This window comes from Actinoallomurus rhizosphaericola (assembly GCF_024055675.1).
In the GTDB taxonomy this organism is placed as follows: Bacteria; Actinomycetota; Actinomycetes; order Streptosporangiales; family Streptosporangiaceae; genus Actinoallomurus; species Actinoallomurus soli.
Window position 1 is genome coordinate 569,042 of record NZ_JAMXMW010000002.1, and the last position, 16,265, is coordinate 585,306.

Here is a 16,265-nt window from a genome sequence, read left to right on the forward strand (position 1 = left end):
CGTGGACGGCGTGGGACCGCAGATCAGCAGTGAACTGGCCGTCGAGATCGCCCGTCTGGGCCTCATCCACGAGGCATCGGAGACGGTGGCGCTGCGGCGCGTGACCGAGCTCGCGGTCCGTACGGTCCGTGGATGCGCGGGAGCGACCGGAATCCGCTGGGCCGCCGGAGAGGACCCCGAGCCCCGCGACGTCACCAGCACGCATCCCGACCTGGCCTACCTCGTCGACGTTCAGAGCGCCCGCCGGGACGGTCCGATCTTCGACGTGGCGCGCACCGAGACCTCGATCTTCTGCGCCGACACGCTCGTCGAGACCCGTTGGCCCGCCTTCACCCCCATCGCGCTGCAACGGGGAGTCCGGTGCTTCGCCACGACCGTGCATCGCACCGGCCCGATCCTCATGACGCTGATGATGTACGGCGTGGTGCCCGGCGCGCTCGACCGGCGGGAGCTCGGGATCGGCGCCCTCCTGGCCGCGCAGGGCGGCGCGGCCGTGTCCAACACGCGGCACTACGAGGACGCCCACCGTACGGCGGTGCAGTTGCAGCAGGCCGTGGAGGCGCGGGCCGTCGTGGACCAGGCGAAGGGTGTGCTCATGCACGCGATGGGCTGCGACGCCGAGACCGCGTTCAACGAGCTCAAGCGCATCTCCCAGACCCGGCACGTCAAGCTGACGGCGCTGGCGCGGCGTATCGTCGAAGGCAGTGGCCCCGATGGCGGCGGCACCGGGCGGTCCGGCCTCGCTGGGGCCAAGGGCGGCCGTTAGAGTAACGAGCAGCCGTCCGATTTGGTCGCGGGCAGCGATCACGCCACGCTGGGAGGGACATGTCCGACCAGCAAGAGACCCAGTCCCTCATCCAGGACACCGCCAAGCTCAAGATCCGGCTGAGCGAGCTCCGCAGTGCCGCGGCCCTGCCCGACGCCGACTCGGGCCCTCTCCTGGAGGCGGCCCTCGTCGAGCTCGAGCTCGCCGTGGCGGCGCTCGGCGCCACCGGTGACGGCCGCGCGTCGGCGGAGGCGCGCTCCGAGGCCGCCGAGAGCGAGCGCCGGATGCTGCGCACGGTGTTCCAGGACGCCCCCGTTCCGCTCTTCCTGCTCGAACGCGATGGCACGGTCCGCCGCGTGAACCGCCAGGCGGGCGCGCTGCTCGGCTCGTCCGCCGGCTACCTCACCGGCAAGCCGTTCCCGGTGTTCTGCGACATGGCGACCCGGGCGGCGGTGGGCTCGCACATCGCCGGGGTCTTCCACTCGGGGCAGCGGCGGCGGACGCGGGTGCGCTTCCTGTCCAAGCACGGCCCCGTGTTCGCCGACGTGACGCTCGCCCGGATCTGGGTGAGCGGAGAGCCCGAGCCGCTGGTCGTCGCCGCGACCGCCCCGGCGACGAAGGAACCGGACGCGCAGGAGGCCGCACCCGAGGTGTCGGCCACGGACGACGCCGTGGCCACGGTCGTCCACCGGATGGACGTCCTCGCCACCGCGACCGGGATGCTGCTGGAGGACGACTCGCTGACCGAGTCGGTGGCCGTGCGCCGCTCGGCGCGGCTGCTCGCCGCCGAGCTCGCCGACTGGGTCATCGTCGACGTGGAGCGGAACGGCACGCTGCGGCGCCAGGTCGTCATGGGCCCGGATGACGAGCGCCGCACCCAGATCGCCCGCATGCTGGAGAACGTCCATCCGGGCCCCGGTTCGCTGCCCTCCCTGGTCTACGACAGCGGCCAGTCGGTCCTGCAGGCCCACATCGACGATCTGCGGACGCTCGGCACCACGGAGGGCGACCTGCCCGTGTGCGGGCTCATGGAGGCGTCCTCGCTGATCTGCGTGCCGCTGGACGACGGCGAGCGCACCCTCGGCACCCTCACGCTGACCGTCTCGGGCGAACAGGGACCGTTCGACCTGATGGACCTCGGGCTGGTCGAGCGGCTGGCCCGCAACCTCGCGCTGGTGATCCGGACCGGGCGGCGCTACCGGCGCCGCATGGAGGTGACCGAGCGGCTGCGCGCCGGCCTGCTGCCCCGCGAGCTGCCGGCCATCCCCGGTACCGAGGTGTCCGCGCGGTACGTCGTGGCGACGCGGGACGGCGGGTTCGGCGGCGACTTCTACGACGTGTTCCCGACCGCGGCGGGCTGGGGCGTGGCCCTCGGCGACGTCTGCGGCAAGGGCGAGGACGCCACGGCCGTGAACGCCGGCGCGCGGCACGGCATCCGGATTCTCGGCCGGTGGAACGCCAAGCCCGACGAGGTCCTGTCGATGGTCAACGAGACGCTGCTCGACCACGAGGGCCGGTTCGTCACCGCCGTGATGGCCTGCGTCGAACCACGCGACGACGGCCTCTCCGTCATGATCGGCAGCGCCGGGCACCCGCCCGCGGTGCTGATCCGGCGCGACGGCCTGATCCGTACGCTGAGCGGCGGCGGGATCCCGCTCGGCCTGTTCCCCGCCGACGACTTCGAGGTCGGCGTCGAGTCGCTCGACCTGGAGCCCGGGGACACGCTGTTCCTGTACTCCGACGGCGTCGTGGAGAGCTCCGACGCGATGCGGAACCGCTTCGGGCACGAGCGCCTGGTCGAGATCCTCGCCGCGCACGCCGACGGTCCGGTCGCCGACATGCCGCTGGCGGTCGAGCACGCTCTGATCGAGTTCTGCGGCGGTGAGCTGCGCGATGACGTGTCGATGTTGGCCGTGCGCGTCACCGCGGACACCGGCGGCCGGATCGCGGTTTCCGGGTCGGCTGTTTAATCGCCGCGACATGAGGTAATAATTGGGTCCAGGAACTCGTGCCTAAGACGCAGGCACACCACCGGAGGGCGGCATACCCGCCCTCGATCTCCGGAGGGTGTGCATGCGTACATACAGTTCAGGCCCGCTCGGCGGCCTGACGTCGGCGGTTTCCTCTCTTTCCCCCACGGTCCCAGGCAACGTCCCTGGCCGTGAGTGCACGCGCGCAAACCCCATCCCCGATCGCTCCCTCGGTTCCCGTCCCGTACTCCCGGGAGCCGTACGGGCCGAGATCGTCGCGGACACCGACGCGCCCGGTCGCTTGAACTTCCTGGAGGTTGCTCGATGATGAACATCGCCATGGTCTCGGTCCAGGACAGCCCCCTCGGCGCCGCCAAAGGCCTTGACGAGGGACTGGGCGTCCACGTCGCCGAACTCGCCCGTGAACTCGGGCGGCAGGGCCACCGTGTGACCGTCTTCACCCGGCAGGACGGCAGGGACCCGCGGGAGAAGGTGCGGTTCGCTCCCGGGGTCACCGTGGAGCAGCTGGCCGTCGGGCCCGTCCGCCCGCTGGCCGAGGACGAGCTGCTGCCCTACCTCGCCGATTTCGGCGCGGAGCTCGCGCGGCGGTGGCACGGCAAGCGCCCGGACGTCGTCCACGCCCACCACTGGGTGAGCGGCCTGGCCGCGATCGCCGGTGCGAACGGCCTCGACATCCCGGTCGTCCAGTCCTTCCACACCCTGGGGACGGCGCTGAGCCGGTCCGGGCAGCCCTGCTCGCCGACGCGGGTCCGCCTGGAGAAGGCCATCGGCCGCAGCGTCCGCTCGGTCGTCGCCATGACCGAGAGCGAGCGCACCGAGCTCGTACGGCTGGGGATCTCGCGCCGCCAGATCACGCTGGTGCCCTCGGGCATCGACGTCGAGAAGTTCGCCCCGAGCGGCCCGTCCATGCCGCGCGGTGACGCGCCGCGCCTCGTCACGATGATGAAGGTCGGCCGGCACCAGGGCGTGGTCTCCGTCATCCAGGCGCTGGCCCGGATCCCGGACGCCGAGCTCGTGGTGGCCGGCGGCCCCGCCCGCGAGGACCTGGAGACCGACGAGACCGTCCACCAGCTGCGGATCAAGGCCAAGGAGGCCGGGGTCGCCGACCGCGTCACGTTCATCGGCCGTGTCTCGGCGAACGACGCTCCGAAGCTGCTGCGCTCCGCCGACCTGACGATCAGCGTCCCCGCGTACGAGACCGTCGGCCGGGTGCCGCTGGAGTCGATGGCCTGCGGTACCCCCGTCGTCGCCTCCCCCGTCGGCGGCCACCTCGACTCGGTGATCGAGAACGTCACGGGCATCCACGTCCCGGCCGACCGGCCGATGGAGATCGCCCGGCGCGTCCGCGCCCTGCTGGCCGACCCGACGATGCGCACGGCCCTCAGCATCGGCGCCGTCGACCGGGTCCGGTCGCGGTTCGCCTGGGAGCGCGTCGCGCACGAGACCGTCAAGGTCTACGAGTCCCTGCAGCCGGTGCCCGAGCCCGAGCCCGTTCTCGCGGGGGTCGGGGCCGGCGCCGCCGACGAGGACGAGGACTTCTGACGGCGTTCGATGGGCACGAGTGACACCAGGGACACGAGCAGGACCAGGGAACCGGATCCGCGTCGGGACGAGACACCACGGGAGCGGTTCGACCGCGAACTCGTGGAGATGCTGCAGGGCCTGCGGGTCATCGTGGCCGGGGTGCAGTTCCTGTTCGCGTTCCTGCTCACCCTGCCGTTCTCGAACGGGTTCAAGCGGGTCGGGCACACCGGGCAGTGGGTGTTCTACCTGTCGCTGATCACGGCGGCGTGCGCGTCCATCTGCCTGATGGCGCCCGCCGCCCAGCATCGGATGCTGTTCCGGTCCGGCCGTAAGGACCTGCTGGTCAACCGGTCGAACCGGTACGGCATCGCCGGGACGCTGGCGCTCACCGTGTCCATGGCCAGCGCCGTGGCGGTCGCCGCGAAGGGGTTCTTCTCCTCCGGGCTGGCGGCCGGGACGGCGGCGGGATTCGTCCTGATCGCGGGGTGGGCCTGGTTCGTGCAGCCGATGGTGACCCGCCGTCGGATCTACGCCGCGCGCGAGGCCGACGCCGAGGAGTACGACGCCGAGCGCACGGAGGCCGACCGCCGCGAACTGCGGCGCGAGGAGGCCGAGCGGCACCGCATCGAACGCGACCGGGGGAAGCGGAACCAGAGCGGACGGGACCGCGGGGACCGGGACGCCGAGGACGAGGACCGCGACGCTGCGGGCGAGGACGGTGAGCCGCCCCGGCGCGACGGTCCCCCCGCCGGGCGTACGGTCATCGACTGAGACGACGAGCAACGGCCCCCGTGCGAGGCACGGGGGCCGTTCCTTGTGCGTTCGCGGTCAGCTTGTCCGTTCGCGATCAGCCTGCGCGGACGCGATCAGCCTGCGCGTTGGATCAGTACGAGCGGCCGAAGATGACCCGCTTGCCGTACGCCGACGGCTGCCCGCAGCGGAAGCAGACACCCGTCTCCTCCGGCGCCTGCGCCGGGATCACCCGGGGCGTCGCGGCCGTGTCGGCCTTGATCTCGTCCTCGCACTCCGTACGGCCGCAGTGCAGGACGCGCGCCCAGCCGCCGCTCACCTGAGACCGGAAGGACTCCCAGTCGTCGATCTCGGCGGTGTGCTCGTCGCGGAAGCGCTCCGCGCGGTCGTACAGGAACGCCTGGAAGTCGTCCAGGATGCCGGGCAGCACCTCGGGCACGCGGTCGAGCGGGATCTGCTCCTTGCCCTGGTCGCCGAGGCGGCGGGCCAGCGTCACGACCCCGGCGTCGAGGTCGCGGGGGCCGAGCTCCAGCCGGATGGGGACGCCGCGCATCTCCCAGTCGTTGTACTTGAAGCCCGGGCGCAGCTGGGTGCGCTCGTCGACGTGCACGCGGACGCCGGCCTGCTTCAGCCGGGCCGCGAGCTCGCTCGCCGCCGCGAGCGTGCGCTCGGCCAGCTCGTCGCGGCCGATCGGCACGATCACGACCTGGTACGTCGCCATGCGCGGCGGCAGCACCAGCCCCTTGTCGTCGCCGTGCGTCATGATCACGCCGCCGAGCATGCGGGTGCTCATGCCCCAGGACGTGGTGTGGGCGTGGACCAGCTCGCCCTGGGCGTCCTGGTACTGAATGTCGAAGACCTTGGCGAAGTTGGTGCCGAGGTAGTGCGAGGTGCCGGCCTGCAGGGCCCGCCCGTCGCGCATCATGCCCTCGATCGAGTAGGTCCGTACCGCTCCGGCGAACCGCTCGCTCGGCGTCTTCTCGCCCTCGACGACCGGCATCGCGGCGAGCTCGCGGGCGACGCCCGCGTAGGCGTCCAGCGCCCACATGGTCTCGCGCATCGCGTCGTCCTCGTCCGCGTGCGCCGTGTGGCCCTCCTGCCACAGGAACTCCGTGGTGCGCAGGAACATGCGCGGACGCAGCTCCCAGCGCACGACGTTGGCCCACTGGTTCAGGAGGAGCGGCAGGTCGCGGTGGGAGTCGATCCACTTGGCCATGTACTCGCCGATGACGGTCTCGGAGGTGGGCCGCACGACCAGCGGCTCCTCCAGCTCCTTGCCGCCGGCGACCGTGACCACGGCCAGCTCGGGCGAGAAGCCCTCGACGTGCTCGGCCTCGCGCTTGAAGTACGACTCCGGGATGAACATCGGGAAGCAGGCGTTGCCGTGCCCGGCCTCCTTGATGCGGCCGTCGAGGTCCGCCTGCAGCAGCTCCCACATGCGGTAGCCGTACGGCCGGATGACCATCGTGCCGCGGACCGGACCGCGGTCGACCAGCTCGGCCTGGACGACGACCTCGTTGTACCAGGCGGAGAAGTCTTCGGACTGAGGAGTGACACCTTCCCGACTCACGCAGCCGAGCGTACCGGCCCCCGGACGCTCGCGTGGACAACCAGGGGGTACGGCCGGGACAAGACGGTCCCGGCGTTCCGATCCCGAGGGAGGACGGCCGCGTCCAGCCGCCGGCGCGCGCACGCCCACGACGCCGGGTGCTCTGCGGCGGGCGAGGCCGGGTGCGCTCTAGTCGGGGCCCGCCGCGCTGCGCCGCGGAGCACGGCACGCGTACGCCGACGGAGCCGGATGTTGTGCGGCCGACGAGGCCGGGTGCGCTCCACTACGGGCCCGCCGCGCCGCGCCCATGGAGCACGGCCCCCTCAGGGCCCGGTTGGCGCACGCCCCCGGGGCGAGCGCGCTCCCCGCAGGGCCCGCTCCGTCTGCGCCCGCGGAGCCAGGTCCGGCTCCAGCTCGATCTCCGTGTTGAACGGTATTGGGGCGCGCGGTCCTGTCCGCCCACGGCTCCGTGCGGGCACCACGTCCCCTCCCCCGGCGCTCTTTGCTCTGCTCACCCCGGGTAGACAGCTGGAACGGTCCAGTGCATACCCCGGGTGAGCAGAGCAAAGGTTCTGTGGAAAGCAGGGGAGCCTGGAGGACCGCCGCCGGACGACCGGCGCGGTAGCCATCACGAGATTCGGGTCAGAACCCTGCGCGTACGCCCGGGGGCTCGGTGCGCTGCGCCCGGGGCCCAGTGCACTGCGCCCGGGGTCCAGGCCCGGTGGGCGTGCGCTCGCGGGGCCGGGTGGGTGTACGTCGGTGGGGGCTTACGCCGATCACATCGCCGCTCGGTTTACCTTACAGGCGTGTCTGACGAGACTCCGCCTGAGGCGGACCAGAAGAAGCCCGCCAAAAAACGGTCGTTCCTCCGCGAGCTGCCCATCCTGATCGGCATCGCGCTCGTACTCTCGCTGCTGATCAAGACGTTCCTGGTGCAGGCGTTCTTCATTCCCTCCGAGTCGATGGAACGGACCCTGCACGGCTGCGCGGGCTGCACGGGCGACCGGATCCTCGTCTACAAGGCCGGATACCGGTTCCACGATCCGAGGCAGAAGGACATCGTGGTCTTCCGCGCGCCCGCCGCCTGGGAGCCGGAGACGCAGATCGCCAAGCCGAGCAACCCGTTCCAGCGCGGGCTGAGCTGGGTGGGCGGCCTGTTCGGCATGCCGCAGGCGAATGAGAAGGACCTCGTCAAACGCGTCATCGCGGTCGGCGGTCAGACGGTCCAGTGCTGTGACGCGCAGGGCCGGGTGCTGGTCGACGGGAAGCCGCTGGACGAACCGTACGTCTACCAGGACGACCACAAGAGCTTCGGCCCGATCAAGGTGCCGGCCGGCCGCCTCTGGGTGATGGGCGACCACCGGTCCGACTCCGCCGACTCCCGCTTCCACATCGAGGACGGCTCCCAGGGGACCATCCCGGTGAGCAGCGTCATCGGCCGCGCCTTCGTGATCGTCTGGCCGCCCTCCCGCTGGAACACCCTCGGTAAGGGCTGACCCCGCCGGCATCAGCGCCGAGGGTTCTCGTTGCTCCAGGCGCGAGGATCCTCGGCGTTGATGCCGGCAGCGGCCCGGATCCCCGCCCGGAGGTCGGTCGGGGCGGTTCGTGACCGCCACCGTGCCCGTTCGCCGGGAGTTCCACACGGCCGCGGCGGGCTCGGGCGTGCGCGTGCGCGGCGGCGGAAAATCCGTTGGCGTCCCCGGTGGGATGGCGGAGACTGGCCGATCGTGGGTCACGTCGAAGTCGCGCATCTCGGCCACGTCCTGCCCGACGGGCGAATCCTGCTGGACGACGCGTCGTTCCGGGTCGCGGACGGCGCGGTCGCCGCGCTGGTCGGGCCGAACGGCGCGGGCAAGACCACGCTGCTGCGGCTCGTCGCCGGCGACCTCGAACCGCAGAGCGGCACGATCACCCGCAGCGGCGGGCTCGGCGTGATGCGGCAGTTCATCGGCAACATCCGCGACGAGTCGACCGTCCACGACCTGCTGGTGTCCACGGCGGTGCCGCGCGTGCGCGACGCCGCGCAGGCCCTCGAACAGGCCGAGCTCGCCATGATGGAGCGCGACGACGAGCCCACCCAGATGCGGTACGCACGGGCGCTCGCCGAGTGGGGCGACGCGGGCGGCTATGAGGCCGAGGTGCTGTGGGACGCCTGTTGCGTCGCCGCGCTCGGGGTGCCGTACGACCGGGCCCGGTGGCGGGACGTCAAGACGCTGTCCGGCGGCGAGCAGAAGCGCCTCGTCCTCGAGGCGCTGTTCCGCGGGCCCGACGAGGTACTGCTGCTCGACGAGCCCGACAACTACCTCGACGTGCCCGGCAAGCTGTGGCTGGAGGACCGGCTGCGCGAGACGTCCAAGACGGTGCTGCTCGTGTCGCACGACCGCGAGCTGCTGGCCCGCGCCGCCCGGCAGATCATCACGGTCGAGGCCGGGAACGTCTGGGTGCACGGCGGCGGCTCCGCCACGTACGCGCAGGCGCGTCGCGACCGCAACGAACGCCTGGAGGAGCTGCGCCGCCGCTGGGACGAGGAACACGCCAAGCTGAAGGCGCTCGTGCGCATGTTCAAGCAGAAGGCGGCGTACAACTCCGACATGGCCTCGCGGTACCAGGCCGCGCAGACGCGGCTGCGGCGGTTCGAGGAGGCCGGGCCGCCGGAGATCCCGCCCCGCGACCAGAACATCAAGGTCCGCCTGCGCGGCGGCCGGACCGGCAAGCGCGCCGTGATCTGCGAGGGGCTGGAGCTGACCGGCCTGATGCGGCCGTTCGACCTGGAGGTCTGGTACGGCGAGCGCGTCGCGGTGCTCGGGTCGAACGGCTCGGGCAAGAGCCACTTCCTGCGGCTGCTGGCCGGGGAGGACGTCGCCCACACGGGTGACGAGCGTCTCGGCGCGCGGGTGGTCCCCGGCCTGTTCGCCCAGACCCACGCCCGGCCCGACCTGCGCGGCCGTACGCCGGCCGAGATCCTGATGACCGAGCACGCGCGGCTGCGCGACGAGGCGATGGCCGCGCTCGCCCGGTACGAGCTGCAGTACTGCGGAGACCAGCCGTTCGAGACGCTGTCGGGCGGCCAGCAGGCCCGCCTGCAGATCCTGCTCCTGGAACTGAGCGGCTGCACGCTGCTGCTGCTCGACGAGCCCACCGACAACCTCGACCTGGCCAGCGCCGAGGCGCTGCAGGAGGGCCTGGAGGCGTACGCCGGAACGGTCCTGGCCGTCACTCACGACCGCTGGTTCGCCCGGTCGTTCGACCGCTTCGTGGTCTTCGGGGCCGACGGATCGGTGTACGAGGCCGCCGAGCCCGTATGGGACGAGACGCGGGTGGCCCGCCCCCGCTGACCGGCGGGGCGTGGGTCAGTCGGCTGTGGTGAGGGCCAGGTCGAACTCGACCTCGGCCTCGTCGGCGAGCTTGAGGGCGCCGAGCAGGGCGGAGTACGGCTTGATCCCCCACTGGGTCTGGACCACGGTCGCCCGGCCGCGTACCCGGTCGTCCTCCATGCCTCCGCTCACGGTGAGGGGATGCGTCCGGCCCATGATCGTGAGTTCGCCGGTGAGCGTGAACGACTCCGGGGTGCCCTGAGCCCCGGTCGACCGGAAGGTGATCAGCGGGTGGTCGCCGGCGCGGAGGATCTTCTGGCGGGCGTTCTTCTCGATCTCCGCCCGGTCGGAGTCGGTCAGCGGCTTGACGCCGCCGACGCCCTCCCGCACGCGCAGGGAGTCGGCCTGCGCGTCGACGTTCACGGACAGGCTCGCGGGGTCGGCCGGGTCGACCACCGCCTCACCGGACCAGCGGGTCACCTCGATCGTCAGGTCGTGCCCCACCTTGCGCCCGACACCGCTGCGGGACGTCCGGAGCAGGAGCCGTCCCGATTCGGGTCCCAGCGCGTAGGTGCCCGTCCTCAGCGCCATGTCTCCAGGGTACGCCCGCCCGCCCGCCTCGCCGGGCCGCCGACGCCTCGGCCATCAGGGCCGCCGACGCCCCGGCCGCCGGGGGCGCCGACGCTCCGCCCGCCAGGGGCGCCGAGGCGCTGGCCGTCAGGGAGGAGGCGCCCGGCCGGGCGCCTCCGGTTCGACATGCTCGGGTTCACCGATCGGGCGTCTCAGTGGCGCGCGGGCAGGCCGATCTCACGGACGATGTCCCCGATCGTGTGGAACTCCTTGTCCTCGGGCAATCCCGCGATGGCCTCGACCAGCGAATCGGGCGCGCCCTTGCTCCTCAGGTGGGCGAGTAGACGCCGCCGGTCGGCGGGGAACTCGCTGGGCGGCAGGTGTCGGCTGAGCTCGGCCCGGCGGGCGACCTCCGCGGGCGACATGCCCCGGGCCGGTCGCGCGGGCCGCGCCGTGGCGTCTCCGCCTGCGCCACCGTGGTCGGCCCGTGTCGTCCCGCTCCCCTTGATGAGGTTCTTCGTCTCCTTCCGGAGGTGCTCGTCCTGGGCCGTACCCTGCTTGTCGCTCTCGCGCTGCATGGATGACCTCACCTTTCGCGTAGCCCCCTCTCGGACGCTCCCCCGGGCATGCAGGCGTTCCGGTCCGACCCCCCGGCAGGGGAACGCCCGAGATCCTCGACTGGAATCAGGCGGTCGCTCTGCGTGACCACCCTCCAGCCGCCCTACCCGACCAGAGCCGCCGTGAACCCTGACCGAGCCCCGGCGGGACGCCGGAGGGACCCTCCGGCGCGGGCCTCGGCGCAGGTCGGCGTCGTGTCGGCGATCGGCCGGCCGTCGCCTCCGCCGGAACCGGCGCGCCAGGGAAGGCCGGCGTCGCTCTCCCGGCGGTCAGTGGAGGCGGCCGGTCGTCGTCTGGGCGGATGCGGCGGCCGTGGCGGAGGGCACGAAGACGGCGAGCGCGGCAGGAGCCTTGGTCACGGTCACCGTGCCCTCCTCCGCGTCCCCGACCTCGCCGTCCCGGGTCAGCCGCAGCGCGCCGTGGGCGCCTTCCAGTTCGAGCTTGCCCGCCGACCAGGTGCTGTAGTCCGGCACCAGCCGCAGGTGCCCGACCAGCAGGGCGGCGACCGCGCGGGTCCGGCTGATGTGGCGTTTGGCGCCGATGAGCCGGACGTCGAGCACTCCGTCGTCGAGCCGTCCGCGCCAGGTCGGGGTCACTCCTCGCGCGCCGTACCGGCAGTTGCCGATGAACGCGAACCACACGCGCCGCCGGCGGCCGTCGACGTAGACGTCCGCCGGTTCGGAGTGCCGGAGCACGCGGACGGCGGCCACGGCGAGGGCGGGCCACTTCCCCAGCCGGCCCTCCAGCCGCTCGCGCCGCTGGACGAGTTCGGTGTAGGCGCCGAAGCTCGCGGTGTTGAGGAAGATCTCGTTCCCGGCCCGGCCGACGTCGACCCGCGCGATGCAGCCGGACCGGTACGCGGCGATCGCCTCCGCGGCCGTCTCGATGCCCAGCGCGCGGGCGAAGTGGTTGAGCGTGCCGCCGGGGATCACCAGCAGGGGGACGCGCTGGTCGAGGGCCGCGGCCGCCGCGGCCCGGATCGTGCCGTCGCCGCCACAGGCGCCGAGCACCGTCGCGCGGCCTGCGGCGTCCTTCAGCGCCGTCTGGAGGTCGCCGTCCGCCTCGATGATCTCCGCGGCCGGGAGGCGTTCCTTGAGGACGCGGGTCACGTCCCTGCCGCCGGAGTTCGCGCCGGCGCCCGGGTTCACGACCACGACGACGCCCTCGCCGTCCTCCGAGAGCCCGCGGACCGCCTCGACCGGCTTGGTCCAGCGGGAGCTCGCGGGGCCGGGCATGGTGGGCCACAGCAGGCGCGTGCCGAGGCCGGCCACGGTGCCCAGCGCGATCCCGGCGAGCACGTCGCCCGGGTAGTGCGCGCCGGTGTAGATCCGGGAGAAGGCCACCGTGGCGGCGGTGACCCCGACGGGTACCGCCACGGCCGCCGGGGCCTCCATCGCGACCGCCGTGGCGAACGCCGCCGCCGACGCCGAGTGGCCCGATGGGAAGGACGGGGACGTCGGCAGCCGCCACGGCGAGCGGATCGAGGGGATCAGGGTGACTCCCGTCCGGGTGACGCGCGGACGGGCCGAGGGCGTGAACAGCTCGATGAGCGGACGGGGACGCCGGAACGCCTGTTTGCCCACGAGGTTGGCCAGGGGGCTGGCCAGGCCGACGGCGATGGCTCCGCGCAGCGCCGCCCGGCGCATCCGCGGCTGCCTGGTGAGGGCGAGGGATCCGGCCACGCCGCCCCACAGCACCGAATGATTCGCGATTCTGGAGAGGCGCGGCAAGACGTATTCGAGGCCGGGCAGCTTGGCCGCCGCGACCGCGTCGAAAGCGCGCTGGTCCAGCTCTCTCGCTCGATTCAACAGGGACATGGAGCGGTGTATCCCCGTTGCGCACCGGATCACGCAGATGATCACATTGTCGGCATCGCATCCGGCGGTTGGTCGTTCCCGGACGCCGGTCTGCAATAGGCTGCTCCGCATGAGTCACCCGGAACGGCTCGGAGCCTCGGGTGGCGGGCAGGTCAGCACGATCGCGGAGCCCCCTCACATGAACGGGAACCCCCCGCTGGCCGAGTTCGCCGCGCGCCATGGGCTCAAACAGAGCGCCGCTCGTCCCCCTCTTCGTGCGTACATCCGCCAGCTCTGGCAGCGACGTCACTTCATCTGGGCGTTCGCCTCGGCCAAGAGCGTCGCGATGTACACCGAGTCGCGTCTCGGTCAGCTTTGGCAGGTCCTCACTCCCCTGCTGAACGCACTGGTCTATTACCTGATCTTCGGCCTGCTGCTGGGCCGGAGCGGGGATGTGAGCAAGTACATCCCGTACTTGGTCACCGGCATCTTCTTCTTCCACTTCACCCAGCGGTCGGTGACCTCCGGTGCGAAGTCGGTTCAGAGCAGCATGTCGCTGATCAGGGCGCTGCACTTCCCGCGGGCCACGCTGCCGTTCTCGTACACGATCGTCGAGCTGCAGCAGCTGTTCGCGGCGATGGGCGTGCTGCTGGTGATCATGCTCGGCTTCCAGGAGTGGCCCACCTGGGAGTGGGTGCTGATCGTTCCGATCCTCCTGCTGCAGCTGATGTTCAACATCGGCGTCAGCCTGGTGGTCGCCCGGATCGGCGCGTTCGTCCCGGACCTCAGCCAGCTCCTGCCGTTCATCCTCCGGACCTGGCTCTACTTCTCCGGGATCATGTTCTCGATGTACACCCTGAGCTCCAAGGTCCCGACGTGGGCCATGCGGCTCATGGAGGCCAACCCCGGTTCGGTGTACGTCGAGCTCGCCCGCCGCTCGCTGATGGGCTCCTACCGCCACGACCTGCACAAGATGACGGCGAAGTACGCCGAGCAGTGCGCGGCCGGCGGCACGACGCACAAGCAGCTCGTCAAGGCGGCGAACGCCTGCAAGCAGCACGCCGAGCTCATCTCGACCGACCACATGATCTGGATCTACGCCGTGGGCTGGGCCGTGGTCGCCTTCGTGGTGGGCTTCTGGTACTTCCACCGCGCCGAGGAGAGGTACGGCCGTGGCTGACGCCCTCAAGGAGAAGGTCAAGGTGTCCGCAACCCCCGACGGGTCGGCCCCTCCGGTGGTGATCGACCCGAACCGCGAGCCGATCGTCGTCGTCGACGACCTGCACATCATCTACCGCGTGTACGGCGCGGGCGGGAAGGGCAACGCCAACAACGCCCTCATGCGCGTCGTGCGCCGGCAGAACCGCCCGTCGATGAAGGAGGTCCACGCGATCCGCGGGATGTCCTTCGTCGCCTACAAGGGTGACGCGGTGGGCGTCATCGGCACCAACGGGTCGGGCAAGTCAACGCTGCTGAAGGCCATCGCCGGGCTGCTGCCGCCGCAGAAGGGCGGCGTCTACACCGCCGGCCAGCCGTCGCTGCTCGGCGTCAACGCCGCGCTGATGAACGACCTGACCGGCGAGCGCAACATCGTGCTCGGCTGCCTGGCGATGGGCATGGGGCCGGACGAGGTCAAGGCGAAGTACGACGAGATCGTGAAGTTCGCCGGGCTCAAGGAGGGCTTCATCCAGCTGCCGATGCGGGCGTACTCCTCCGGCATGGGCTCGCGGCTGCGGTTCGCGATCGCCGCGTCCAAGTCCCACGACGTGCTGCTGATCGACGAGGCGCTGGCGACCGGCGACGCGAAGTTCCGGCGCAAGAGCGCCGCGAAGATCGACGAGCTGCGCAAGGAGGCCGGTGCGGTCTTCCTGGTCGCCCACCAGCTCGACTCGATCCGGGAGATGTGCAACCGGGTGCTGTGGGTGGACGAGGGCCGGCTGATCATGGACGGTGACACCGACACGGTCGTCGACGCCTACGTCGAGGCCACCGGGAAGTGATCGAACCCGCTTCGGAGGTCGGACGTTCCGGGGAAGCGACTTCCGAAGCGGGCTCTCGCCCGGATCATCCGGGATCCGGCACGCTGCCCTTGAGCTGGTAGTGGGACTGAGCGGCGTCCCAGAGCCGGGTGAAGTTGTTCTCGTAGGCGCCGTAGACGCCGGCCCCCTCGATACTGATCATCGTCTCGTCGTTGTGCCGCAGCGCCGGCTCGGTGTAGTTCGGGCTGCCGGTGATGACGACCTTCCGGGACCGCCCGGCGTACGTCCCGTCGATCAGGACGTACTTGGAGTGGGCGAAGGCGTCGACCTCGTCGCCGGTCTCCGCGTCGAAGTACATGTAGTGGCTGCTCAGCAGCTCTGGCCCGTCCTCCTGTTCGAGGATCTCGCGGGCCCGGTCGCTCAGGTTCGTGTAGATGACCCGGACGTCGCAGCCCTGGTGGGACAGCGACCAGAGCCGCTCGGCGACGTCCGTACGGCTCAGGTTGAACGTCGTCACGTGGACGGACGTGCCGCCTCCGCAGCCGACCTTCCCGAGCAACCGGTACAGGGTGTCGGTCGTGGCCGAGTCGCCCGCGCGGGGAAAGGTGTACGCCGTGACGGGCCCGCTGCGGGTCACGCGGTAGTGGTCCCGCTCGTGGTGCCGGGCGGCCAGCGCGGAGAAGTAGCGGCCGTACGCCCGGTAGAGGCGCGCGTCGCTGATCGTGAACGCGTTGTTCCAGGCGTTGACGCGGTTCCGGGTGGTCAGGTTGGCCGAGGACTGCACGACGACGTTCCGCGCCCGCCCGGTGCGCGAGAACAGGAAGAACTTGTTATGCATGATCGTGTCGCCGACGCAGCCCTTGTGGCAGGCCACCACCCACGATGACCTCTTGCGGCTGGTGCCCAGCGCCCGCTCGACGCGGCGGTACGCGTCGTTGTCGCGGGTGCTCGCGTCGACGACCAGCTGAACGTGCGCGCCCCGTCTCTTGGCGTCGGTCAGGGTCCGGGCGAACGCCTGCGACGTGAACATGAACACCGCGATCCGGATCAGCGCGCCCCGGGGAGCGCCGGCCGTCAGCTGGTTCACGTGGTGGGCGATGGCGTTCTGCTCCGCCGCCGACCCGGAGGGGACGTTGAATACGGCGGAGGGCCGCAGGGCGGCCGCCGGGCCGATGCCGGAGGCGGTTCCGAGCCCTCCCGGCACGACGGTCCCCCGCACCGCGTCCGCCGCGGACGCCGGTGAGACCGAGGAGGCCGGTGCGGCGGACCGGACCGATCGGGCCCATGAGGCCGGTGCCGGCGAGGAGGCACCGGCGACGGCGACGGCCGTACCGACCGCCGCAATGGCGAGTCCACGCATGTCCTGATTTCTCCTCTTTTCTTGGATGGGCGGGCGGACGGCCGGTCC

General features: G+C 71.7%; 13 protein-coding genes. 8 read left to right on the forward strand and 5 right to left on the reverse strand.

The window, feature by feature from the left end:
• Positions 1 to 10 precede the first annotated feature (10 nt).
• The 4 genes from NE234_RS06625 to NE234_RS06640 all read left to right on the forward strand — a co-directional run bounded on the left by NE234_RS06625 (position 11) and on the right by NE234_RS06640 (position 5,052).
• Complete coding sequence (locus NE234_RS06625; RefSeq protein ID WP_252777959.1) at positions 11 to 766, forward strand: GAF and ANTAR domain-containing protein; 756 nt, start codon at positions 11 to 13, stop codon at positions 764 to 766.
• Positions 767 to 825: 59 nt separating this feature from the next.
• Positions 826 to 2,736, forward strand: coding sequence for a SpoIIE family protein phosphatase (locus NE234_RS06630; protein ID WP_252777960.1), 1,911 nt, complete (start codon positions 826 to 828; stop codon positions 2,734 to 2,736).
• A gap of 324 nt (positions 2,737 to 3,060) precedes the next feature.
• On the forward strand, positions 3,061 to 4,299 hold the full coding sequence (locus tag NE234_RS06635; protein ID WP_252777961.1) for a glycosyltransferase: 1,239 nt from the start codon (positions 3,061 to 3,063) through the stop codon (positions 4,297 to 4,299).
• Positions 4,300 to 4,308: 9 nt separating this feature from the next.
• Complete coding sequence (locus NE234_RS06640; protein ID WP_252777962.1) at positions 4,309 to 5,052, forward strand: DUF6328 family protein; 744 nt, start codon at positions 4,309 to 4,311, stop codon at positions 5,050 to 5,052.
• A gap of 112 nt (positions 5,053 to 5,164) precedes the next feature.
• On the opposite strand, the gene proS is transcribed toward NE234_RS06640, so the two are convergent.
• Positions 5,165 to 6,601 (reverse strand): proline--tRNA ligase, encoded by a 1,437-nt coding sequence (gene proS / locus NE234_RS06645; RefSeq protein WP_252777963.1) that lies wholly within the window; start codon positions 6,599 to 6,601, stop codon positions 5,165 to 5,167.
• 785 nt (positions 6,602 to 7,386) lie between these two features.
• Between proS and lepB the strand changes: the two genes are divergently transcribed.
• A complete protein-coding gene (gene lepB / locus NE234_RS06650) occupies positions 7,387 to 8,076 on the forward strand; it encodes a signal peptidase I (protein ID WP_252777964.1) in 690 nt (229 codons plus the stop codon).
• Between the two features lie 231 nt (positions 8,077 to 8,307).
• On the forward strand, positions 8,308 to 9,915 hold the full coding sequence (locus NE234_RS06655; RefSeq protein ID WP_252777965.1) for an ABC-F family ATP-binding cassette domain-containing protein: 1,608 nt from the start codon (positions 8,308 to 8,310) through the stop codon (positions 9,913 to 9,915).
• A 15-nt stretch (positions 9,916 to 9,930) separates the two neighbouring features.
• Here the strand turns inward: NE234_RS06655 and NE234_RS06660 are convergent, their stop codons facing one another.
• The 3 genes from NE234_RS06660 to NE234_RS06670 form a co-directional block, all read right to left on the reverse strand.
• A complete protein-coding gene (locus NE234_RS06660; protein WP_252777966.1) occupies positions 9,931 to 10,485 on the reverse strand; it encodes a YceI family protein in 555 nt (184 codons plus the stop codon).
• Between the two features lie 191 nt (positions 10,486 to 10,676).
• On the reverse strand, positions 10,677 to 11,042 hold the full coding sequence (locus NE234_RS06665) for a DUF2795 domain-containing protein (protein ID WP_252777967.1): 366 nt from the start codon (positions 11,040 to 11,042) through the stop codon (positions 10,677 to 10,679).
• 309 nt (positions 11,043 to 11,351) lie between these two features.
• Complete coding sequence (locus NE234_RS06670; RefSeq protein ID WP_252777968.1) at positions 11,352 to 12,899, reverse strand: bifunctional phosphatase PAP2/diacylglycerol kinase family protein; 1,548 nt, start codon at positions 12,897 to 12,899, stop codon at positions 11,352 to 11,354.
• A 109-nt stretch (positions 12,900 to 13,008) separates the two neighbouring features.
• On the opposite strand from NE234_RS06670, the gene NE234_RS06675 reads away from it, so the two are divergent.
• Positions 13,009 to 14,058 (forward strand): ABC transporter permease, encoded by a 1,050-nt coding sequence (locus tag NE234_RS06675; RefSeq protein ID WP_252777969.1) that lies wholly within the window; start codon positions 13,009 to 13,011, stop codon positions 14,056 to 14,058.
• Complete coding sequence (locus NE234_RS06680) at positions 14,051 to 14,878, forward strand: ABC transporter ATP-binding protein (RefSeq protein WP_406566949.1); 828 nt, start codon at positions 14,051 to 14,053, stop codon at positions 14,876 to 14,878. The genes NE234_RS06675 and NE234_RS06680 overlap by 8 nt, the downstream gene beginning before the upstream one ends.
• Before the next feature lie 64 nt (positions 14,879 to 14,942).
• On the opposite strand, the gene NE234_RS06685 is transcribed toward NE234_RS06680, so the two are convergent.
• A complete protein-coding gene (locus NE234_RS06685) occupies positions 14,943 to 16,217 on the reverse strand; it encodes a phospholipase D-like domain-containing protein (RefSeq protein ID WP_252777970.1) in 1,275 nt (424 codons plus the stop codon).
• Between the last annotated feature and the right edge of the window lie 48 nt (positions 16,218 to 16,265).

Coding starts and splice junctions, on each gene's coding strand:
- NE234_RS06630 (WP_252777960.1), top strand. CDS start 826: ATGTCCGACCAGCAAGAGACCCAGTCCCTCATCCAGGACACCGCCAAG.
- NE234_RS06635 (WP_252777961.1), top strand. CDS start 3,061: ATGATGAACATCGCCATGGTCTCGGTCCAGGACAGCCCCCTCGGCGCC.
- NE234_RS06640 (WP_252777962.1), top strand. CDS start 4,309: ATGGGCACGAGTGACACCAGGGACACGAGCAGGACCAGGGAACCGGAT.
- NE234_RS06660 (WP_252777966.1), bottom strand. CDS start 10,485: ATGGCGCTGAGGACGGGCACCTACGCGCTGGGACCCGAATCGGGACGG.
- NE234_RS06665 (WP_252777967.1), bottom strand. CDS start 11,042: ATGCAGCGCGAGAGCGACAAGCAGGGTACGGCCCAGGACGAGCACCTC.
- NE234_RS06670 (WP_252777968.1), bottom strand. CDS start 12,899: ATGTCCCTGTTGAATCGAGCGAGAGAGCTGGACCAGCGCGCTTTCGAC.
- NE234_RS06675 (WP_252777969.1), top strand. CDS start 13,009: ATGAGTCACCCGGAACGGCTCGGAGCCTCGGGTGGCGGGCAGGTCAGC.
- NE234_RS06685 (WP_252777970.1), bottom strand. CDS start 16,217: ATGCGTGGACTCGCCATTGCGGCGGTCGGTACGGCCGTCGCCGTCGCC.